The following is a 23,141-nucleotide window of genomic DNA, read 5'->3' on the forward strand; positions in this document are numbered from 1 at the left end:
TTTAAAAACCCTTTATGACAACCTCACTTGTTATAACCTTATTATTCTAATTTTAGTGAAACACCCCTCGCTAAAGCGAGGAGCTTCCTAACTAAAGCACCCTACTGAATGCTAATACGAAAGGCTTTGCTCTTTAAAGTCTGCAAGGCTATTTCCTAACCCAAGAAGACTTAACCCTTTGCTTAAAATATTACTTGCGGCGTTTATATCTCTATGCTCTATATATCCGCAATTTTGACACAGATATTCTCTATGATTTAATTTAAGCTCGTGGTTGATTTGCCCACAACTATGACAAGTTTTACTCGTATATTGTGGGGGAGCTTTCACTAACAATTTGCCATTATGCTGTTGTTTGTAGTCTAAAAAAGAGATGATTTGATAGAATGAAGTATTTAGTATAGACTTATTAAGCCCACTCTTTTGTTTAACATTTTTGAGTTTGGCTCTTTTGGTCATGTTCTTAATTTGTAAGTCTTCAACTACTATCAATTCAAATTGCTTTGAAAGTTCGCTTGTGATTTTATGGTATCTGTCTAGTTTTTGATAGCTTGATTTATCAAAGGCTTTGTTTAATTTTTTTTGAGTTTTGTAAAAATTACCTCCTAGTTTGATTTTATTTTGTTTAGATTTTAAAACCCTACGGCTTTGTTTTCTTTGTAGTCTTTTAAATTCTTTAGAGTATTTTTTAAAAGAATGTAGTTTAGAATAAGTAGGAATAAGTCGTTTTAGATTGATATTTTCATCTACTTTTAAACCTAGTTCTTTCATGTCTTTTTGGTATTGTTCTAGGTCGGTTAGTTTTTCATATTCTTTTAAATCAACGCTTAAAGCTATATCATAGATATTTAAGTCCACACCGACACAATTTCTAGGCTCTTTAATAGTGTTAAGCTCTTTTTCGTATTCTATGCTAAAACTAACAAAATATTTTTGATGAGAGCAAGAGACTACGATTTGTTTAATCTTAGCATTAAGGGGTAAGTCTCTATGCATACGCATTTTTAAGGGCATTTTCATTAAGTTAAACATCTTAAAGCGTTCGTTAAAGTCTTTGATAGAAAAGCCTTGATTATTCCAAGTAAAACTTTGTTTAGCAAATTTAGAGTTTTTAAATTTAGGAAAGCCCCTATTTTTGACTTTAAAGGCATCTCTTAAGGCTCTTTCTGCATTCATGCGTGATTGTTGAGCGACTACACTACTAAAACTTAAATTCCTAGCTTTTAAATGGTGCTTAATCGCACTATCTAATTCGCTTGATTTTTGCCATTTTCTTTGTTTAGTGGGTAAATCTTTGTTTTTTTCGTATTGCTCTTGTTGTAGATTTAAGCAAATGTTATAGGCTTGGTTATAGACAAAAAAAGAGTGTTGTAATTTGGTCTGTTGCTCTTTGGTAGGATACAAACGAAATTTAAAGCCCTTATTTACTTTCATAGAAAGATTTTAGCATAATTTAGTTAAACTTGGTCTATGAAACAAATTGATAATATTAGACATGGCAGACATTGTGTTTTTTTAATGCATGTGCATTTAGTATTTGTAACTAAATATAGGCGTAAAGCATTCAACAAAGAAGTTATAGACTTTTTAGGTTCTGTATTTGCTAAGGTATGCAAAGACTTTGAAAGCGAGTTAGTAGAATTTGATGGGGAAAGCGACCATGTGCATTTACTTATCAATTATCCACCAAAAGTTAGTGTTAGTAGGTTAGTTAATTCTTTAAAGGGTGTTAGTAGTCGTTTGGTTAGACAACAAAATTTTAAAAATGTTAAAGCTACTTTGTGGGGCAATCATTTATGGTCGCCTAGTTATTTTGCTGGAAGCTGTGGGGGTGCTCCTTTAGAAATCATTAAGCAATATATCCAAGAGCAAGAAACACCACATTAGATTTGCTAACCTTTTGTTTTTAGGTTAAATGACACTAAAAAATAGCCTAACGGCTATTGACGCTTACATCTCCGCCCTAAAGGACGGAGTTTTTCGCTTTGTTGGGATAAATTATTACTTCCCAATAATTGATACTACTATTAGCTATCTCTTACTAACTTAATTACTTATTAGATAATTCTGTATAATTCATTAAAGTTAATTCAAAATCTATATCATTATGACATACTTTTAAAACAACTAAATTTAAGGAAAATAACATGACCATTTGTATTGCTAATGAAAAGGGTGGTAGTGGTAAAAGCACGCTTTGTGTAAACTTAGCCGTGCAATTACTAAAAGACAATAAAGAAGTGGTTGTTTTAGATATTGATAATAAAACTTTTAGTTTATTTAATCGTGGTAATGGCTTTAGCGATACTTTAAAGCAAATGGTATCTAAGTATGAGAATATCCTTATTGATACTAAGGGGGAATATAGCAAGGAAACCCAAAAAACCATGCTTTGCGGTTTAGAAGAGTAAAAAAACATAAAAACAAACACAGCAAGGAGCATACAAGTATGGATTTACAACAAATTGATGAGCTAGAAAAAAAGTTTGAAGAACAAGAAGAACAACAAGCCCAAGATACCCCCTTAGAGCAAGAGCCTAGCATAAAGGAAGTAAAAACCCCTAAAAAAAGGGGGCGTAAAAAGAGCTTGTTAGATGAAGATAAGAAAAAGAGCTTTAACATTGCTTTTAGTCCATCTGTTATAAAAGAACTTGATGAATTTTTGCTAGAATTTGGCTCATTTAAAGAGACACGAAGCACTTTTATTGAAGAAGCGCTTATTAGGCATTTAAAACACAGAAAAAACACCCAAGAGCAGAAACTCTTAAAACAAATTGAAAAACTAAAAAACAAAGGAATAGATAACAATAAACTTGAATGAATTTTTTACGCATAAGGTAGTCTATAAAGACACCCCTTTAAAGTTTAAGGATACACTAGAACAAGAAATCAGCCAAGCTAGTTTGGTAGAGAAGTTAATCTTAGCTAATGTCTTAGCTAATATGGTATTTGCTAAAACAAGCAATGAAAACGCCCCTAAAATTCTTATTTCACGCTTGATGTGTAAATTCAATCCTATTGATTATGAAAGCACTATTAGATGAAGAAGAATATGAATATAACTTAGAATGGCCAAATGAAGAAAAAGAAGACAGGCTCTTTAATTACTTTTTATTTCTAAATGGTGTTAAAGAAAGTAATGCAGAAGAAGTGTTTGATGAAAGTGTAGAAATCTATGATGAATGCTTAATAGAAATCGCTCAAAATGTCCTTAAAGATAAATTTTCTTATGACATTGACTTGTTGCAAGTTTTAGTAAAAGGTTATGCTAAAGAGATTAGAGAATTTTTAGAAAGTAAAGGTAGCGATAAACTGCCTTTGAGAAAAAATAAATGAGATAACAAGGATAGAAAAAATAATGATGGATACACTAGAAAACAATAGGCACATTTTGGAAGAAAAATTAGGCATAAGTTGTGAATTAAAAACAAATGGAACTAGCAAAAATTATTTTTATAAATACAAGGGTTTTACCATTACGCTTTATTCTACTGGAAAAATTCAAGTTCAAGGTAAAGAGTGTGCAGAAAAGGACACTTTAAAACAAGAGATTGATGGGTGACTCTTTAAGAAAGAAGTGTAAGATGTTGCAAATGTTTTGCACAAAATATTCATTATTTATGAGATTCTAGAAAAACAACTAGAGAACTTTTTAAAAATGCTTGATGTAGAAGCTGAAAAAGTAACAAATGATTCGGGAATGACTATCATAGAATCATTGGAAAGTAAGTTGCATAATATTTCAGTTGGTATTGTTCTTTTGACTCTAGATGATAGGGCAATTTCCAAAGCGGATTTTGACAAGGGGAATGAAAATTACCATTTACAAGCGAGACAAAATGTTGTTCTTGAAATGGGAATGCTTATGGCTAAATTAGGTAGAAAAAATGTTATTATCTTAGAAAAAGGCGATATTAAAGGACCATCGGATATTAGAGGTATTTTTCACTTAGATTTAAGGAATATCTTGTAAAAGAGTGGGTGTTAAATTGGCTCAAAAATTAAGAAATTGCTTATGAAAATTAAATCCGATAACTATATAAAATAAGAACCTGTAAGAATAAAAGAAAATACCTGCGATTCTATAAGTCTCACTTCTTATCAAAGCTTAGCAGAACTAGAATTGGTTGAAAGTTAAAAAATGCTCATGACAAACCGATATAAACAAAGCATCAAAAAACTAAGAAAGAAATAAATCAAGAAAAGCTTTAAAAACATTTCCCTATCCCTGCACCGACTTACATTCCCACTCTTGAAAAGAGCAGTATTATCAGCGATGAAGAGCTTGACTTCCAGGTTCGGAATGGTTAACTGGGTAGTTCCTCTTCTCTAAAGACACAAGGAAAAGGGAGTTAAAAACAAAATCGTTGTTTGTTCTTAACTCCCCTTTCTACTAGGGAAAATATTTTTAACAAAGAAGATTGTTAATCGCCTATAAGTTCTCGTAAAACCCAATCTCTCTTACACTCAGTAAGGCAGTGGTAACTTATCCATGCTTAATTGTCGTTATTTTATAAAAAAGCAAAAAACAAGCCAAACGCTCTATTAGTAGTAGTCAGCTAAACATATTACTATGCTTACACATCTACCCTATCAAGCACATAGTCTTTGTGCGAGCTTCAGGGAAAGTTAATCTTGGAGTTGGCTTCCTGCTTAGATGCTTTCAGCAGTTATCACATCCGTGTGTAGCTACCCAGCGATGCTCTTGGCAGAACAACTGGTGCACCAGTGACACGTCCATCCCGGTCCTCTCGTACTAGGGACAGCTCTCCTCAACTTTCCTACGCCCACGGCAGATAGGGACCGAACTGTCTCACGACGTTCTGAACCCAGCTCGCGTACCGCTTTAAATGGCGAACAGCCATACCCTTGGGACCTGCTCCAGCCCCAGGATGCGATGAGCCGACATCGAGGTGCCAAACCTCCCCGTCGATGTGAGCTCTTGGGGGAGATCAGCCTGTTATCCCCGGGGTACCTTTTATCCTTTGAGCGATGGCCCTTCCACACAGAACCACCGGATCACTATGACCGACTTTCGTCTCTGCTTGACTTGTATGTCTCACAGTCAGGCTGGCTTGTGCCATTACACTCAACTTGCGATTTCCAACCGCAATGAGCCAACCTTTGCAAGCCTCCGTTACTTTTTAGGAGGCGACCGCCCCAGTCAAACTACCCACCAAGCATTGTCCTGCCTGTGGATAACACAGGCCAGTTAGCTAACAGAAACATCAAGGGTGGTATCTCAAGGATGGCTCCATAAGAGCCAAAGCCCTTACTTCAAAGCCTCCCACCTATCCTGCGCATGATATTCCCATTAGCAGTGCTAAGCTGTAGTAAAGGTCCACGGGGTCTTTCCGTCTTGCCGCGGGTAGGAGGAATTTTCACCTCCACTACAATTTCACTGAATCTCTGGTTGAGACAGCTCCCATCTCGTTACGCCATTCATGCAGGTCGGTATTTAACCGACAAGGAATTTCGCTACCTTAGGACCGTTATAGTTACGGCCGCCGTTTACTCGGGCTTCAATTCAACGCTTCATCTTGCGACTGACGCATCCTCTTAACCTTCGAGCACCGGGCAGGCGTCACACCTTATACTTCCTCTTACGAGTTGGCAAAGTGCTGTGTTTTTGGTAAACAGTCGGGAGGGACTCTTTGCTGAGACCACATTGCTGTGGCACACCTTATCGCGAACTTACGGTGCTAGTTTGCAGAGTTCCTTAACCAGAGTTCTTTCACGCGCCTTAGAATACTCATCTCATCTACCTGTGTCGGTTTGCGGTACGGACGACCATGGATATGCTTAGAGGCTTTTCTTGGCACGACGGTATCAGCGATTCTCTCTTTGTTCTAAAAGAACTCAAAGAGCCTGTCAAGTTTCGAATACAGAGGTGGATTTGCCTTCCCTCCAATCTACGCCTTTCGACTAGCACTTCCATCAGCTAGCTCGCTTAACCCTATGCGTCCCCCCATCACGCTCCATAGTCGGTATGGGAATATTAACCCATTTGCCATCGCCTACCCCTTTCGGACTCGGCTTAGGACCCGACTAACCCTACGATGACGACCATCGCGTAGGAAACCTTAGATTTACGGCGGATACAATTCTCATATATCTTATCGTTACTCATTCCTGCATGCTCACTTCTATACGCTCCAGCACTCCTTACCGGTATACCTTCAACACTGTATAGAACGCTCTTCTACCACTGTGCATCAGCACAATCTACAAATTCGGTGTCTATCTTAGCCCCGTTATATTTTCAGCGCATGACCACTAGACCAGTGAGCTGTTACGCTTTCTTTAAAGGATGGCTGCTTCTAAGCCAACCTCCTGGTTGTTTGAGTAGCCACACATCTTTTTCCACTCAGAATAGAACTTAGGGACCTTATTTGGTAGTCTGGGTTGTTCCCCTTTTGACGATTGATTTTATCACCCACCGCCTGACTCCCAAGATACGATAAAAGGTATTCGAAGTTTGATAGGGTTTGGTACCGCGGCGAGCAGCCCTAGCCCAATCAGTGCTCTACCCCCTTTTATTATCACTTGAGGCTATACCTAAATATATTTCGAAGAGAACCAGCTATCACTAAGTTTGTTTGGCCTTTCACCCCTATCCACAGCTCATCCCAACCCGTTTCAATGGGTACGAGTTCAGTCCTCCACGCGCTATTACACGCGTTTCAACTTGGCCATGGATAGATCACTTAGCTTCGGGTCTGCAGCATCTGACTAAATCGCCCTATTCAGACTCGCTTTCGCTACGGCTTCGCATACGCTTAACCTTGCCAGATACCACAACTCGCAGGATCATTATGCAAAAGGCAGTCCATCACCCTGATAAATCATAGGGCTCTGAATGATTGTAAGCAGATGGTTTCAGGTTCTATTTCACTCCGCTCACTGCGGTTCTTTTCACCTTTCCCTCACGGTACTTGTTCGCTATCGCTCAAAGAGTAGTATTTAGGGTTGGAGAGTGGTCTCCCCGGCTTCAACCAAGATTTCACGTGTCTCGGCCTACTCTGGATACTGCTACCTAAGAACACCTTGTCGCATACAAGGCTATCACTTTCTATGGCTTACCTTTCCAGGTAACTCTGCTAAAGTGTTCTAGTGGATATTGCAGTCCTCAACCCCGAATGCAAGCACTCGGTTTGCCCTCTTCCCCTTTCGCTCGCCACTACTTAGGGAATCTCGTTGATTTCTTTTCCTCTAGTTACTGAGATGTTTCACTTCACTAGGTTCGCTCTCTATATTAGAGTAACTAATATCTCTATTAGTTGGGTTGCCCCATTCGGACATCTACGCATCAATGCTCCTTGACAGCTCCGCATAGCTTATCGCAGTCTAGTACGTCCTTCATCGCCTCTCTTTGGCAAGGCATCCGCCATCTGCTCTTAAAAGCTTGTTTTAAATTCTAAAATATCCTTTAAAACCCGCCTTTTTATATAATGAATAACGACAATTGCATGAATATTCTTCAACACTACCACTGCCTTACTGAATATAAGACAGAGTAATTGTAGTTTTACTTTACTTTTACATAGGCTATTAACAATATTAAATCAAATAACTTCGTTTTAGTGATAACTTGCTAAAATGTTTTGATTAAAAATACCCATAAACTCTCAAACCTTAAACCCAAATCTAAAAAGTTTGACTTTAATCAAATCTCTTTATATTTTTGCTTTTTAAAGTCTGTTAGCTCTTGGTTAAATTTAATAACTTTTAAGCTTGTCGTTAAAAACGAAATGTAATTATAGACACGCAATGCTTAAAGTTTGCTTAAACTAATAGAATTATTTAGAATAGAGTTTGATTGAGCAGCAAATAAAAAGTTTAAAAGTTTTTTGGAAATTGTTGGGGAATGGGGTCAGAGAAGATTAGAAAGCTGTAAAAAACTATAATCTGAATAAGGTAGTATCCGAAATATGAGACATATCAAATTATTAAAGAAAGTCCTAACCAAACACAAAACAACAAAGAATAAAGAGCGAGTTTTAATAACAATAGGATCTAAACCCTAAAAAGCTCTAGTAAGCAAAGACATAATTAAGATAGAAGCTATACATCTTTCTGTATTCAAGTTTTGCACCCATAAAGCTATAGTAGTTAGCGTTAATGGTGGGGATTTTCATTCCAAATTCTAAGCCATGTTGTGGGGCTTTAGAATTTTTACTTTCAGCCAGATTCACTCTAGTGCCAAAATTGAATAAAAATTGGAAATTAGACGAACTGATATTAGCTTTATAAACGCTGTTAACGTTTTCTAAAACCACTCTATTATTATTAATCCATGAAGTGCCAGCCAATGCGATTCCTGCAAAGAAACCAAAGATAGTTTGCCAGCCTTACCAAAAACAGTCATGTCTTTATCATTGATTAAGTTATATAGCCCATCTGCACCCACACCATAAGTGAGCACATTAGAGCTAGAATCAAAGAAGCTAGACTTAATATTAGTGTGGTTATAGTCAAAGAAGCCATAATACCTTGCACCATAGCGTTTCTCAGTGCCAAAGAATTGTTTATAGCCTGCCATAATGCCAATACCATTCATCACTCCGCTGTTATCTTGAGACTTAATCACCCCTACATGCCTAAAAGGGTTATTCCCCATAGTGTCTAAAGCCTTAGTAAGGTTGGAAGCTTGAGTTTGGTTGATGTGATACAAAACATTGTTATTCACAGGTGCATCGGAGCTAATCGTTGAGTAAGCAGTGGACTAAATAGATTCACCTAGGCTCTGTGTGTTGGCAAAAGAGTCTCTTAGAGCCACTTTATTGGAAGCTAGATGCACCACATTATTAGCAAGATGGACATTTTGAACGCTCTCATTCCCATAATATTTGAACTGCTTGAGTGGAATTTTCTTGCTCGCCTGAAACCTTGGATTGCGAGTTTTGTTGAACCTTATTAAGATTTGTAGAATCTGTAACGAGCTGCTGTGCTGCTTGAAACATTTTTTGCACTTGTTAGAAAAAGGAGAAAGCTTTGATACCACCAGCGTTGGGTTGACCAAATTTACTTGGAGCACTCTCAAAAATCCATGGATTATGCCATACTAAATCATTCATCAAATCCTGCACAACCCTTAAAAGTGATTGTGGGAATTGTAGATTGCTAGGCGTAGAACTTGCTACGCTAGAAACAGCTACTTGAGGAGTGTCTGTGTCAGCAGGAACAGAAACTTTTTGACCATTAGCACATTTTCCATTTAGACCACAGAGTTGGGCTGACTATCTTTAAGCTCATCGGCTAATTTTCTCATTTTTTCAAATGTATTTTTAGTTACACTCCCCAGAACTTCATCTATTTGAACATTATTGTTAATGTAGCGTAAAAACAAATCCCACACCACTAATACAGCTTTAATACTTGCATTGACCACTTGGAATGCGGATAAGTTTGCTTTGTTGGCATAATTATAATTATTGTTAGAAAAAGATTAGATATTGCTTATAGCACTACTGATAAGATAAGATTAGTATCTGAACCCTTTTTTACGGCACAATTAAGTTCAGTAAGTTAGGCCAAAGAATTTTGCAACTCTTGGTAGTAATTGGCTAATTGTTTGATTTCGCCGGTGTTTTTAGCAATTTGAGTGGCTTGACCAAGTTGATACCCCACGCTTATAAAATAGCCATTGTATTCAGTAAATACAAAATGTGGGGTTAAAAATAAGCTTAGAATTAATGCTATGGTTGTTTTTTGTATAAATTTCCTTTTAAGAAAGTAGCATTCAAATATCATCGTGGTTGTAGCCTTATTAAGTATGATTTAGTCATTTTAGTGTGTGATTTATTGGTAGGTATTATTTATTAGTGGCGTTCTTTTTGCGGAGTGTAGTTTTTAAAAATCTCATTATCTAGTCATCTATTCTTTGAACAGATTTAAGAAAGATTGTTGTAGAATAAACACCCCCCTAAGTAGGTTTATGGGGATAAATTTTAAATAAAGGAGTTTGTTATGGCTAGAAAACATGGCAAAAACTCCTAGAAGACATTATGCCTTGAAATTAAGTTTTTAGGGCTTAAAGTTGTTGTTTCTTTAGAGAGATAGCTTGTAAAGTTTTTCAAAAGTTTCCTTTAAAGCCTTTTTAGGTTTTAAAGGTTTTCTCTAAAAGATTTATCCTTAGCTTGTGAGGTTAAAAACAATCAAGCTTTTTAAAATTAAAACTCCTTTAAATTTTATCCTAATTTAATCGCTCTTTTTAGTGGCATTTGTTTTCTTGGCAATTTTAAAGTGTGTTTTAAAAAATAAAATTTAAGTTATAATTGAAGTCTAAGGAAGTTAAATACCTAAAGAAGTAGGACTTCTCTAGGCGTTGGCTCTCTAAATTTAATTTAGAAAGGAGCCGACATGAACATTGTTACTATAGCAAAAAAGCTAAAATACCACTCTCATGCCTACATTTCCGGTTACATTAATATCTTGGTATTGCAAGCCAAATCTAAGCCCAACCCCAGCATTCACATACGCCAAACGCCATAAACGCATTTCGCCCCCTGTTACTAAGCTTGCAAAAGTGTTGAACGCTCCGCCTTTGCGATACAACAAAGTGTTTTCACCCATAAAACGCACCACTTTATCGCCTTTAGAATGCACCAAAATATCCCTACCTAACTTAGCTGTTACAAAATAATAGGAATTTTTACCAAAATATTGACGGCTTTCTAAACCCACATTGAGCGTTAAAATGGATTTGTTAGTAGGGTTAGCATCAGTAGCGAATTGTTGATAGGCTAAATTATTCATTTTACCTTTTATGCCACTTAATCCCATGAAATAATAGCTCAAGCCCACTTGGGGTTTTAAGATGACGCTCTTATGTTTAAAAATAAAATCATAGCCATAATTCCCATTAAGACTGGTTGTCCAAGTGTTATAGTTGTAGTGCTGGTTTAATACAGAGAGCAAGGCATTATGAGAATCAATGGTTGTAGTATTGCTTCCATAAGTCTCATTCGCACTCAAAGTGATTTCGCTTCTTTTTACAAAGGCTCTTGCATACATTCCCACATTCACATTATTAGAAAGAGAACTCATAATACGCCCATTAAACCCACTATATCCATAAGCTACATAACCCCCAAGAATCACATTTTTAATAAACCTATCATAGCCCACATTCAAACCATAAAGCGTGCCATTACCCCCAGCTACAAAACTTGCTCCCCCCACCCCTTGAACCCAAACATTGTTTTTATGCTTGTCTCGCTCTGTGTATTTAAGAATGAAATCTAAGGCGTTAGGATTAGCATCACTAAACCGCTTGTTTTTAAGCTCTAACAAACGCTCAAACAAGTTTGGCTCCACTTCAGCCCTAAAATTAGAAAGCTTAGTCAAACGACTGGTTTGCTGGGTGTAGCTTGCAATTTCTAAGAGCCTTGTAGCGTTATTTCTAAAACTAGGGTTAGAAATTAAACTCATGGTGTTTTCAAGGTCTCTAGCTACATTCAACACTTCATTCAAAGAATGGTTTTGCAAATAAATCGGTGCAAAAAGCGGATTTTCTTTAGACTCTATCATCAATTTTGAAAGCCACCTAATAACGCCACTCCCCCCTATGGTTTCAATTTGAGTTAAAGCGTTTTTACCTTGAATCCCCACAATATAATCTTGTAGAGTAGGGGGTATAAAATCCATGATTTTATGCCCATAGGACATCTTAATTTGGTTATACAAAATAGAAAGACTTAGAATATTGTTCTTTATGGTGTTTTTTGTGGGGGTTTCTTGAGTTACGCTATCTTTGTTTAGAGCCGGCTCTAACGCTACACTTAATAATAACCCCTTATCTTGCAATTGAACTTGTTGCCCCAAATAAGTCAACACACCATTTTTTTCTTCTATATGGTGTCCGTTAATATTGATTAAAGTATAGAGTTTTAAATAAGATTGCAAGCTATTTGGGTTGATGTTGTAGTTAATGTAACGATTGCTTTTTAATAAAGTATAAGTTGTATCATTAGCCACACTATTAGTAATGTTGATAAAAGGCGCGTGAGTGGTATTGAGATTGACTACACCCCCCACTTGAATGAGTGGCATTGTAGGGTTTTGAGAATTTGCTAAATTAAAATGTATTGCCCCCAAATTGTTTAAACTCCCCCCTACTTCTATGCCATAAATACCGGTGCTTAAAGAAGCGTTTTGTGCGATAGTTAAATGGTTACGCACCCCTATTTTATGAGTGGTGTTATTATTAAATTCGCCTTGAATATTCAAATCATTCGTTGTAAAGCTTGCATTTTCGCTTAAACTTGCTTTTTGAGAAATAATTAAGTGATTGCCTTGAAAGGAAGCGTTATTATAGAGATATAAATTTTTGATACTTGAAGAACCTTTAATCTTTGAAAAATCAACCATCCCATTAGCATAAATATTGCCTGAAAAATTAAAATTATTTGCTGTAACGCTCAAACTCTCATCATTATTATTCAAGACAATTTGCGTGTTATGATTTGAAGAAGTGTCATTTTGGCTAGAATGCGTTGGACTGATAAGCTCACAAGAATTTGTAGGACTAGATGCATTTGAAGTAATAGAGTTTTTTGGAGTTTCACTCACACAGCTTGCATTCACGAAAATATTTCCTTGAGACACGGACACATTGTTATTTGTAGCGTTAATATTAAGCCCATTGCTTGCATTAAGCGTGGTAATATCAATGTTAGAAACTTGATGAGACAATAAATTAAGCGTGCCTAGGTGTTTACTAAACTCCATGCGATTGTTTCCAGCAAAGACTAGCGAACTCCCCGCATTAAAGCTTAGTGTTCCCCCATTTGCATTAGAGAAGCTAGAATTTTGCACAAAAATCACACCTTGAGCGTTAAAATTAAAATCTCCTTTTTGCCACACTTGACTTAAACCATAAGGAGCAAAAAGCCCTTTATTGCCTAAACTAGGCATTAAATCTCCCAAACCTTTTTCATAAATCAAACCCAAGCCCTTAGCACTAAGGACTTTATCTAACACACCTTTAACTTGCTGGTTTTGTAACAGGCTTTTTATAGAATTAAGAGTGTCTTGCCCTAAAAACTCGCCTATCATTTTTTCGCCCAAAGTTATTGCATCGTTTTTCAAAGCGTTGCTAGGATTGACAACATCTTGTAATACCACACTAATTACTTGCCCTATATCATTTGCTGAAATATAACCTGTAATTTGATTAAACAAATTCTTTTTGCTGAGCAACTCATTAATGGACATGCCACCTATCATTTTCTCAGGGTTTTGTAAATCTATACCCCCTATTCCAGCTAACCCCCCTACTAAGCCTGTCCAAAAACCCAATTTTTGTTTGATTAAATCCTTAATCACCTGATTTAATCCACTATGATTCATCAGATTTTCAAAGTTTTGTTTGCCTAAAAGCTGGTTAAGGCTCTCACCTTTTTCCTTTTCACTTAGAGTTTTACCGATAACACTACTACTCCCTAACATCTCAGCGATTAAATTCCCTAAGCCCCCAGCGTTTGTCATAGATTGCTTGGCCACTTCGCCTAAGATATTAGCAAGCCCAGCTTGATTAAAAACCTTATTGATTCCATCTTGACCTAGCATGCTAAAAATCCCATCGGTTTGAGAGCTTATGATATTAGCCTTATTGAGACTTAATGAAGTCGCACTATTAAAAGTTACGCTCGCACTCCCCCCAGTCCCCCACGCATTCCCACTCCCTAAAGTGCCGGTAAGATAAATCTCTTTTGCGTTGAAAGTCGTGTTGATATAACCCAAAGTGGCTGAGCTAGACTCTAAAAGCTGTCCTAAATAGGTATTTCTAAATTTTTGACAAACTATATCGGTGTGGTTACAAGGCTTTTCATAGCCTAATCCCCCAAACCAAATAGCACTATTCGTATTAGTTTGTCCTATTTTGGTTGCCCCCACAATCAAAGAGCCATTATTGAAATTTTGCACGACAGAATTATTAGCATTACTGATAAATTCGTTAATATTTTTCCAATCACTAGGAGTTATAAGATTTTCAAGCTCATTGAGCTTTTCACCTTGCGAATCACTAAGGCTTGAAAGCGAAAGCTTACCCCCTAAAATCCCTTTTATTTTAGGGTATAAGCCAAGTGCCATTTTCCCTAAGGCTTTAAGATTATTCAAATCATAGCCCTTATTAAAAATGTGTAGGGCTTCAATAGGATTGCCTTGTGCGTTGTAGGTTTGTGGAATAGTGGGTGCTGAAGCGTGGTTAGAACTAGGGTAATAATAGCCTTTAATATTGCTGGTTAGATAGAATGTGCCTTGTGCGTTATCGCTATAGGAATACACACCATTTTTATTAGTGTAAGTCTTTTGATAGTTAAAGATTTCAGGGGCGATGTTATAGAGTGTGTTGTTAATCCCTGGAATTTGAGAGAGCGTAACGCTCAATTGATTGTTTTTAAAACTCTCAGTAATTTTTAACGCATTATTGAGCGGGTTAGTAAAACTATAAGTTTGATTTGTAGCGTCATAAACCCCATCACTAATTTGCATGCCAAAGAAATTGATGTGGTTATACCAAGTGTTATTGCTTATATTTGCTTTAACGATACTATATACACGCTCTTTATTATCACTGAGATTGCTCAATAAATCAATGTTTGCAATATTCAAGTTCCCTTGATTATTGAAAGTAAGATTGCTATTTCCTAAATTTAACACGCTCTGATTATTGTTAGCGTTTAAGAGATTACCCCCTAAGCTCAGTCGTGCATGAACATTAAGGGCTTGATTAAAGGTAATGGGGCTTTGAGAGTTTGAAAACGCATTATCATAGAAATTAAACGCCGTGTTAGTGGCTATCGTGCCAGAATTTTTAAAATCTAAAGAAGAATGATTGCTAAAATTAAACTGACCCCCTAAAGAAACCGCTTTGTTAAACACGATAGAAGAGTTGTTGTTTAGATTAACGCTCAGTTCAGGCGAATTAAAAGTGGTTTCTCCATTAAAATTGATATGAGAGCTATTATTGACAATCAAGCTCGCCTTATCATTGAGCGTTGCGTTGCTGGATACATTAATGGTGCTTTGATTAAGATCTAATGAGCTGGTATCGTTCATGTTTAAACTACCCTTAATTTCAAGGGTTGAATGATTACTCGCACTAATAGAAGCGTTTTGATTGAAATTGATTTGATTAGCCGCAATGGTGCTTGTCCCTACCGAAACGCTTAAATTAGAATTATCAAATACCACTTGATTTGTAGCGTTAATTTGATATAAGCCTGAACTTAAATTCGTGCTGTCAGTAAAATTAATCGTGTTAGTGGCGTTGAATTTAAAGATAGATTGCGTAGCCCCCACATAGCCCCTAAAGGAGCTGTTAGAAAAATCCATGTTTGAAGAAGTGAAGCTAAAATTAGGCTTACCACCATTTTGTGCGGTATTATCTATAAAATGCGAATTTTGAGCTTGAATATTAGCGTTGCTAGAAAAATTCATTTGCGAAACACCTAAAAGACCTGTTCCAGCGGAGCGGTTATATAAAGTCGCATTCGTTAAGATAATACCTTGAAGCCCCTTAAAATTGAGATTTGCACCCCCGCCACTAGAGACACGATTCCCACTTTCAATACTACCGGTAATGTAAATCTTTTGTGCTTCATAATGCCCTGTGATAAAGCCTACACATTGTAAATTCCAACAATGCCCACTTGCATCATTACTCCCTGCTCCCTTATTATCCCCAAAGCGAATCACCACATCAGATTGTGGCGCATCGCTTGCATTCGTCCATAGTTGCTTAGCCCCAAAAACAATAGCACTATTTTGCCCTGTAAAGATTTGAGAAAAGGACTTCGCACTAGAAGTATAAAAATTAATGCTCTTGTCATAATAATAAATTACATCATTTTGATGATTCCCTAAGTTATTGTTATAACTCTTAGGAATATAGGTCATAAAACCTAAGATATTTTGAAAATCTACATGCTTAGGGTCTTCCATATTTTCATGGTAAAACACCATGTCCACACCCAAACGCCTGATAGAAATACTATTTTGTGAAAAAGTTTCTTGAAAATTATAGGTTTGATTATCAATTGTGTAAGTAACATCATAAACCCCTAAGCCATTACCCAAACTAGAACTAGAAACTACCTTTTCACTACTCGCTCCATGCCCTTGATAATTGATGATTTTCCATAGATTCTTAGCAAACGCATTGTTATAATCAATATTTTTAGAAGAGCTAATAATGGTAATAGGGTTGCCATTAGAAATTGCTTGATTAATGTTGATTGTAGAATTTGTGCCAAAAGTAATCGTGCCATTACCAAAAGACAAGGGGTTGTTTAAATTCTTTAGAGTGATGTTATTTAGGGTAACCTTCCCTTTCACGCCCATGTTTGTAGGGCTATCAAAGGTAACATTATTAAACGAAGCATCTCCTTGAATATTGATAGAACCGGTATTGTTAAAAATGGCTTGAGTGCCATTTTGGGTTTTAGCACTAGACTTATTACTATCTGTAGTGTTTCCAAAAACCCCACTCCCAGCCATTTGTATGTGTTGATTAGCGTTAGTAAAATTCCCTTTGAACGAGGTTGTCCCACTAGGATTACTAAAATTAAAAGAAGCATTACTGCTGAAATTAGCGTTATTAAACGAAGTGTTTTGCGTGCTAATATTAAACGAACCGCTATTAAACTGGTTGTTACTTTCAAAATTTAGACTATTACCCTTAAAGTTATAAGTCCCCCCATTGAAATTAGTGTTTTCAAATGTAGCTTGCCCTACATTGAAAGTGAATGTCCCGTTTTTAGCATGGTTAGTAAAGGTTGTGCCATAAACCGAAAGCTTGCCGTTATCATTTAAGCTCTGTTGGATATTGCCATCGCTATCCATATTATCAGTAGAAAAAGTCATAGAGCTTGAATAAGCTCCAGCATTATTTTGTGTAATCTTAGCGTTAGCAATATTGATACTATTAACCCCATTAAAGATTAGATTCGCTGCCCCACCAGTGCCTACACGATTTCCAGAGCGTAAATTCGCTGTAATATAAACATTATATGCACTATAAGTGCCAGTGGTTGTGCCAGCGCATTGATAATAAGGCCAAGGCCCACAATGCCCATTAAGGGCATCCCCTGAAGTATCCCCAAAAGACACCGTATCACTAGAATTGACATTATGCCCAGTCCATGTTGAGCTATTTCCGATAACTAAATTACTATTGCTTGCACTAAAGGTTTGCTTAAATGTATTGTTATAGCTCCCCCATACTTGAATGCTAGGCAAGTAGTAAGTGCCATTTTCTGTAAAATTTTGAGATTTAGGCATGTAAAATTTATGGTCATACCAAGGCATATTAGAGTTAATATAGGTTGAGCTTGACAAATTAAATTTTGAGCCATTAACCACAGGGGGTGGGGTGTAAGTGCCACTCTCTAGGGCTTGAATAGTAATAGAGTTATGGCTAAAAGTTTCTTGTAGCTTATAGATTTTATCCCCTATTTTGTAACTCACATTATAGACTTGTGGTGAACTTTCTGTGGGTGTTGTTGTAGAAGCGGCTGATTTTTGTTGCGGAGTATTTTCAGTCAAAAGATGCCCTGTAACCCCATTATAAGTGATTATATCCCACAAACCTTTAGTAAAACTCTGGGTGGAAATCTTTGTAGCCTGCTCGCTCACTTTTAAGGCGTTTGTCAAGCCACTGACTGCATTATTTAAAAGGTTATTGTAAGTAATGCCCCCACTAGAATTTAAAATCGTTACACTACTCCCACTCCCTAAGCTTGTAATGTTAAAGCTTGTCCCTTGATTGAGAGTAACTTGTGCGTTTCCAAAATTAAGGGTCGCACCATTTTTTAACTCATTCTTACCACTAAAAGTTACATTTCCATTAATAGTTGTGTTTTGAGAATTGATAGAAGTGTTAAACGAAGTATTGTTAAAACTCACACCATGACTTATGGTAATTTTACCGGTATTATCAAAGGTGGCATTTTCAAAGGTGGCGTTTTGAATGGCTAAATTATGGTTTTGGTTGTTAAAGGCTTGCTGAAAAATAACATGACCATTGAGAGCGATAGAATTATTGTTGCTAAATGAGCTGTTTTCAAAAGTCGCCTGTGGGTGTTGAGTATTTGTGTTATTGAAAGTAAAAGTCCCCCCATTGAATGTGCTGTTTTGAAATGTGGCTTGATGACTAAAAGTATATGTGAGATTGCTAAAAGTGGCATTATCAAAAGAACTTGTGCCTTGAAAAGTGAAACTACCGCTATTAAAAGCGGTATTATTTGCAGCGTTAAAATCTTGCTTGAAAGTGTAAGTGCCTCCATTAAATTTCGCCCCACTAAAATGAGCGTTATTCTCAAAGTTAAAACTACCGCCCCCATTATTAAAAGTCGTGTTTGTAGCGTTTGTAGCTCCTTTGAATATATAAGTGGGTCCTATGCTAGAACAATTTGCTCCCACACCAACCCTAGCTAATGAGCTGCAAGTATCTCCATCTAAAGTGGCTGAGCTTATTGCAATGTTGGAGCTTGCATCTTTGCCGAAAGTTACACCAGAAGTTTTAAAGGCTTTAATAGTGCCATTAAGAGTGATATGGCTTGCGTTCATGTTTAAGTTAGCTATACCTGTATGCGTGCCAGCTCCAGTGCCTACACGATTACCCACTTCTAGCGTGCCGCTTAAATCTAGCGTGCCAACATTAAAACTGACATCATCTTTTCCGTTACCATGTTGAGAGCCTTGATACGAAGTGAAACTATTTGAGCCACTTAATTTTAAAGTTGCACCATTGCCTAGATTGATAGTGAGATTGCCCCCAACATAATTAGTGAAACCGCTTAAATTATAAATTCCAGCTTCATTCCCATTGCCCACAGAAATAGCTTTGTAATTCTCAGAAGACAAGTAATTTGAAGCGTTTCCAGCATCATAACCCCTATGATTTGCTCCCCACACCGTGCGTAAACACCCTGCAAATTCAATCCATGAACAATACTGCCTGCCCTTAACCCAGTGGGTATACACACCCCCAACTTGTGGGTTTAACAAATCCCATAGATTATTATCCGCATACAGCCCCTTCACAAACCCACTCAACAATAAGGGTAGAGCGTATAAGGAATGCTTTAAAACCACCTTTTTATGCTGGCGTGTTAGACGAACCTTAAGGCGTTTCTTTTTAAAAATTCTCTTTTTCATTTAAGATGCTAACCCCACAAATCAATTTCTTTGGTGATATAACAAAGATAACCCCTTCAAATCAAATAGAGTTTTTGCCAAACAAACGCCAAAAGAATAGAACGCATACCAAAATAAACAATTCTTTAAAAAGCCATTCGCTTTGAGAGTGTAAGCGGGCAAATTCATCGCTTTTCACAGCCACTTCGCCTAGTTGCTGGGCGTTTAAAATATAAGGCGTGTAATAAAACACAAACAATAAAGATAGTCCCCCTATTGTCAAGCCAAGAGCCACCTGAGCTAAGGACTTTCGCCCCCATACAAAAGAGACAATTTCATACATTAGCACGATAAAACCTATGGTTTCTAAAAAGAAATTGAAACGCACAAAAATTTGTGTCATAAGCTTCCCGCTTTCAAAGATAGTCATGTTAAGCTCAGGTAAAATGCTTGGAGCTTTGAAAACTATCGGTGCGACTACCGCCCCTAAAACCACCAAAGACCCACCTAAAATGCCTAATACTAATAAATACGCCCCCAAACAGATTTTTTTCATTTCCACCCTTTTGATTCTTTTTGTAACAAATGGTTACACTCTTTAAACTGCCACACTTTGACTAAAGGCATAAAAAATTCTAAAAGAGCTTGAATATCCGTAATGCTATCTTTCAAACCCACAAACACTTCAATCTTTACGCCTTTTTCTAATAAAAACTTGATTTTATAACTATCATACTTATAGTTTAATAAGAAATCTAATTCTTCTAAAGAACTTTCTCTTTTAATATTCCCATAAACTTGTTCTAATGGCTTACAAAACCCTGCTTCTTTGTAAAAACGCTCCATATAGCCTAGTTTATCTTTTTTAAACGCCAAAAGTTGCACACGCTTAAAAGACTCTTGTTTATGGCTCAACATACAGGGCGAAAACAATAGTAAGGAATTGATACGCCGCTCTTGTAACACTTCATTAAAAGCATACTCTATAGCATTAATAGCCCCCATAGAAAAGCCTGATACATCATAAGCCCCCTTTAAAAGCCACTCTTCAAATAAAACGCTCTCACAAAAAAACCCAAAACCACTAAAAAAACGCATTTTCACCCATTAAGCAAAGCATAAAGATTCGCATGTTCTAAATATTCTTGCTCTAACAATAAAACACTCAATTGCTTACAAGTAGCCACTTGTGGCTTTAAAAACTCTACTTGCTCTTCATAAAGAGCGCTTAAAAACTCTTTTGTAGGGGCTAAAACCAGCTCGCTTACCATAAATTCGTTTAAGAATCTCGCTTTTTGCAAATCTTGCTTAGACAGGCTGTAGCGTTGCTGATAAAGCAATTCTAAGATAATTGTCCCACTCAAATAGACTTTAATGTAGTTTTTAATCTCGTTTTCGCTATGGATTTTATTTTCATTAAAAGAGATAAATTCCCCTAACAAGGGGGCTTTATCAAACTCAATTTCTAGCCAATACGCACTCAAAGCTTTCGCACTCTGATACAAAGCCACTAATTCTTTTTCATTTTCATTCAAGGTTTGTGCCTTTTTCTTACCATAAGCGATTTTATCTCTAACTTCTAAGACATCGCTAGGAGTGATTTCTGCTCGTTTGTGTTTTAGAGCGTTTAAGGCACTTTCATTAATCAAGGTCGCTAGCATAGCCCCGCTAAAACCCACGCAAATTTTAGCGATTTTGGCATAATCTAGCGTGTGTTTTTTGTTTTCTAAAAGCTTTTCTAAAATGCTTTGTCTCTCATTCAAATCGGGTAAAGAAATCAAAATGCGTCTGTCAAATCGCCCGCTTCTTAATAACGCTTCATCCATCACTTCCATTTGATTAGTCGCTCCTATAACAACCACTTCAGCGTTTTGTAAAAAACCATCCATTTCTGTTAAGAGCTGATTAAGCGTAGCTTCTCTCTCATCGTTTCTATGCCCACCCCTAGCCTTGCCTAGAGCGTCAATTTCATCAATAAAAATCATAGAAGGGGCATGCTTTTTAGCATGCATAAAAAGTTCATGCACCTTTTTAGCCCCAGCACCCACATAAATTTGTGAAAAAGCACTCCCGCTTTCATAGAAAAACGGCACTTTAGCTTCGCTCGCTAAAGCTTTTGCAATCATAGTTTTTCCCACCCCAGGCGGACCTACTAAAAGCACTCCTTTAGGCAGAAAAATCCCTAAATCTTGGTATTTTTTAGGTTCTTTTAAATAGTCTATGATTTCTAATAATTCTTCTTTAACTTCATTCACACCAGCAATATCCTTAAAGCTCACTCCTAAAGAATCATAACGCTGGAAAACATTTTCTAATTCATTTTTGGAAGCGTTTTGTAAACTCTCTTTCAAGCTAACCTGTCGCTTGGGCAAACGCCAAAAAATCCCAAAAAGCATGATAGAAATAAAAAAAAGTAGGGCAAGTTCGCTTTTAGAAGCCTTACTCAAATTTTCTTGTTTTTCTATGGGCATGTGAGTAGGAACTTTATAATCTCTTAAAAACGCCTTTTTGTTTGTCTTGTAATGGTTTGCATAAAAATAATTTTCATCTTCTAAAAGAGTTTGCTTAGGATTAGACTGGATAATGTAAAAAAAGTCCTGACTAGACAAGAGCCTAGAAGAATCACTTAGCACTAACCATAGAAGCAAGCAAAAAGTGATGGTTAAGAACCCTAGGGCTAAACTCAACGAGCGGTTTTTAATGCGTTTAAAAGGAACTATGATGTTTTCTAAAAAACTAGAGACTTGCATGATTTTCTCTCTCATTGACCACATAATCTCTGATTTCTAAAAAGCTCGCTTTCAAGGGCTTATCGCTTTTAATCTTAAGGGGGTTAAAAAACTGGTCTAGGGCTTTAAATGTGCCATCTTTTTGAGACTCAACCAGCACTTTTAAGGGGGTATTACGCTGAAGCTGTAATTCTCTAAACGCTTTATTTTTATGGTAAATTAAGTCTTTAATCGCATTCAAACGCTTTTTAGAATTTTCTAAACTAACGCTATCAGTCATCAAACTAGATGGGGTGTCTTTGCGTTTGCTATAGATAAAAGGGTGGATATGCGTTAGGGGTAAGCTCTCTAGGTTTTTAAACGCCATTTGAAAAATACTCTCACTCTCTCCTGGGTGTCCTACAATAAAATCCGTGCCGATAGCAAAATTTTTTGAAGCGATTTTTTCTAATAGCTCTCTATCGCTTTTAACACGATTTCTTCTATTCATTCTCTCTAACATAATATCATGGCTATGTTGTAAAGCAATATGCAAATGCTTTTCTAAAAAATCTTCTTCTAAAAGCTCTAAAAACTCTTCACTAATTTGATTAGGCTCTAAGCTCCCCACCCTAACTCGTTTTAACCCTTGAATTTGGCTTAGTTTTTTAATGAGTCTTGCGATATTACTTTCTCTATCTTTCCCATAACTCCCTACATTAGTGCCCGTTAAGACCACTTCTTGAACGCCTTTAGCACATAAAAGGCTGACTTGCTCTAATATTTTTCTTTCTTCAAAGCTTCTAGCCCTTCCCCTTACGCTAGGAATAATGCAATAATTACAATCAAAATCACAGCCTTCTTGAATCTTAATAAACGCTCTAGTTTTTCCCACAAATTCACTTACCATAGTAGAATCTAAATGCTTGCTTTCTAAATCATCATCTATAAAGAAACGCTTCTTTGTTTGCAATAAAGCATTGATTTTTTCCTTATTGTCATGCCCAAAAACGCCCTTTAAAAACCCCTTATCAAAGAGTTCTTTGCCTTGAGTTTTAACCCCACAGCCGGTAAATAAAACTTCCTTATTCAATCGTGCCATTTTTTTTGCATAACTTCTTACAGCACTATCAGCCCCATTAGTAACCGTGCAAGAATTGATGATGATAATATCCGCTTCTTTTTCTTCTAAGGTTGTGCTAAAATCCTTTAAATTCTCTCCCATCACTTGCGTATCAAAAAGATTAGTCCTACAGCCAAAGGTTTTAAAATACACTTTTTTCATCT

Annotated in this window: 13 protein-coding genes, 2 rRNA genes and 3 pseudogenes; 6 read left to right on the plus strand and 12 right to left on the minus strand. The window is 36.6% G+C overall.

Features of this window, described 5'->3' with window-relative positions; genetic code table 11:
* Nucleotides 1-111 precede the first annotated feature (111 nt).
* Nucleotides 112-1,434: an RNA-guided endonuclease InsQ/TnpB family protein gene (locus HCD_RS02230; protein WP_014658798.1), complete on the minus strand. Its 1,323-nt coding sequence runs from the start codon at nucleotides 1,432-1,434 to the stop codon at nucleotides 112-114.
* A 36-nt stretch (nucleotides 1,435-1,470) separates the two neighbouring features.
* On the opposite strand from HCD_RS02230, the gene tnpA reads away from it, so the two are divergent.
* The 6 genes and pseudogenes from tnpA (at nucleotide 1,471) to HCD_RS02260 (ending at nucleotide 3,973) form a co-directional block, all read left to right on the plus strand.
* Nucleotides 1,471-1,887, plus strand: a complete 417-nt coding sequence (gene tnpA, locus HCD_RS02235) for an IS200/IS605 family transposase (protein WP_014658764.1) — start codon at nucleotides 1,471-1,473, stop codon at nucleotides 1,885-1,887.
* A gap of 260 nt (nucleotides 1,888-2,147) precedes the next feature.
* Nucleotides 2,148-2,393, plus strand: a pseudogene (locus HCD_RS02240) (ParA family protein); the annotation flags it as partial.
* Nucleotides 2,394-2,449: 56 nt separating this feature from the next.
* Nucleotides 2,450-2,821 (plus strand): hypothetical protein, encoded by a 372-nt coding sequence (locus HCD_RS02245; protein WP_014658991.1) that lies wholly within the window; start codon nucleotides 2,450-2,452, stop codon nucleotides 2,819-2,821.
* Nucleotides 2,808-3,333, plus strand: a pseudogene (locus HCD_RS09530) (hypothetical protein); the annotation flags it as partial. The gene HCD_RS02245 and the pseudogene HCD_RS09530, both read left to right, overlap by 14 nt.
* A gap of 25 nt (nucleotides 3,334-3,358) precedes the next feature.
* Nucleotides 3,359-3,562 carry a hypothetical protein gene (locus tag HCD_RS02255; protein WP_144005837.1) on the plus strand — a complete coding sequence of 68 codons (204 nt, stop codon included), beginning with the start codon at nucleotides 3,359-3,361 and terminating at the stop codon, nucleotides 3,560-3,562.
* A gap of 36 nt (nucleotides 3,563-3,598) precedes the next feature.
* A complete protein-coding gene (locus tag HCD_RS02260; RefSeq protein WP_014658993.1) occupies nucleotides 3,599-3,973 on the plus strand; it encodes a nucleotide-binding protein in 375 nt (124 codons plus the stop codon).
* A 252-nt stretch (nucleotides 3,974-4,225) separates the two neighbouring features.
* Here HCD_RS02260 and rrf read toward each other — a convergent pair.
* The 11 genes and pseudogenes from rrf to mtaB form a co-directional block, all read right to left on the minus strand.
* Nucleotides 4,226-4,343 (minus strand): 5S ribosomal RNA (rrf, locus tag HCD_RS02265).
* A 181-nt stretch (nucleotides 4,344-4,524) separates the two neighbouring features.
* Nucleotides 4,525-7,411: ribosomal RNA gene (locus HCD_RS02270) — 23S ribosomal RNA — on the minus strand.
* 622 nt (nucleotides 7,412-8,033) lie between these two features.
* Nucleotides 8,034-8,671: pseudogene (locus HCD_RS08895) on the minus strand (outer membrane protein); the annotation flags it as partial.
* Between the two features lie 163 nt (nucleotides 8,672-8,834).
* Nucleotides 8,835-8,972, minus strand: coding sequence for a hypothetical protein (locus HCD_RS09300; protein WP_158308547.1), 138 nt, complete (start codon nucleotides 8,970-8,972; stop codon nucleotides 8,835-8,837).
* 245 nt (nucleotides 8,973-9,217) lie between these two features.
* Nucleotides 9,218-9,391: a hypothetical protein gene (locus HCD_RS09305; protein WP_158308548.1), complete on the minus strand. Its 174-nt coding sequence runs from the start codon at nucleotides 9,389-9,391 to the stop codon at nucleotides 9,218-9,220.
* Between the two features lie 137 nt (nucleotides 9,392-9,528).
* A complete protein-coding gene (locus tag HCD_RS02280) occupies nucleotides 9,529-9,753 on the minus strand; it encodes a hypothetical protein (protein WP_014658994.1) in 225 nt (74 codons plus the stop codon).
* 636 nt (nucleotides 9,754-10,389) lie between these two features.
* Nucleotides 10,390-19,167: a vacuolating cytotoxin domain-containing protein gene (locus HCD_RS02285; protein ID WP_014658995.1), complete on the minus strand. Its 8,778-nt coding sequence runs from the start codon at nucleotides 19,165-19,167 to the stop codon at nucleotides 10,390-10,392.
* A gap of 61 nt (nucleotides 19,168-19,228) precedes the next feature.
* Nucleotides 19,229-19,702, minus strand: a complete 474-nt coding sequence (locus tag HCD_RS02290; protein WP_014658996.1) for a DUF4149 domain-containing protein — start codon at nucleotides 19,700-19,702, stop codon at nucleotides 19,229-19,231.
* Nucleotides 19,699-20,244: a pimelyl-ACP methyl ester esterase BioV gene (bioV, locus tag HCD_RS02295; protein WP_014658997.1), complete on the minus strand. Its 546-nt coding sequence runs from the start codon at nucleotides 20,242-20,244 to the stop codon at nucleotides 19,699-19,701. The genes HCD_RS02290 and bioV overlap by 4 nt, the downstream gene beginning before the upstream one ends.
* Before the next feature lie 2 nt (nucleotides 20,245-20,246).
* Nucleotides 20,247-21,896 carry an AAA family ATPase gene (locus tag HCD_RS02300; RefSeq protein WP_014658998.1) on the minus strand — a complete coding sequence of 550 codons (1,650 nt, stop codon included), beginning with the start codon at nucleotides 21,894-21,896 and terminating at the stop codon, nucleotides 20,247-20,249.
* Nucleotides 21,883-23,139 (minus strand): tRNA (N(6)-L-threonylcarbamoyladenosine(37)-C(2))-methylthiotransferase MtaB, encoded by a 1,257-nt coding sequence (gene mtaB, locus HCD_RS02305; RefSeq protein WP_014658999.1) that lies wholly within the window; start codon nucleotides 23,137-23,139, stop codon nucleotides 21,883-21,885. Before mtaB ends, HCD_RS02300 begins: the two co-directional genes overlap by 14 nt.
* Between the last annotated feature and the right edge of the window lie 2 nt (nucleotides 23,140-23,141).

Source organism: Helicobacter cetorum MIT 99-5656 (genome assembly GCF_000259275.1).
GTDB lineage: Bacteria > Campylobacterota > Campylobacteria > Campylobacterales > Helicobacteraceae > Helicobacter > Helicobacter cetorum.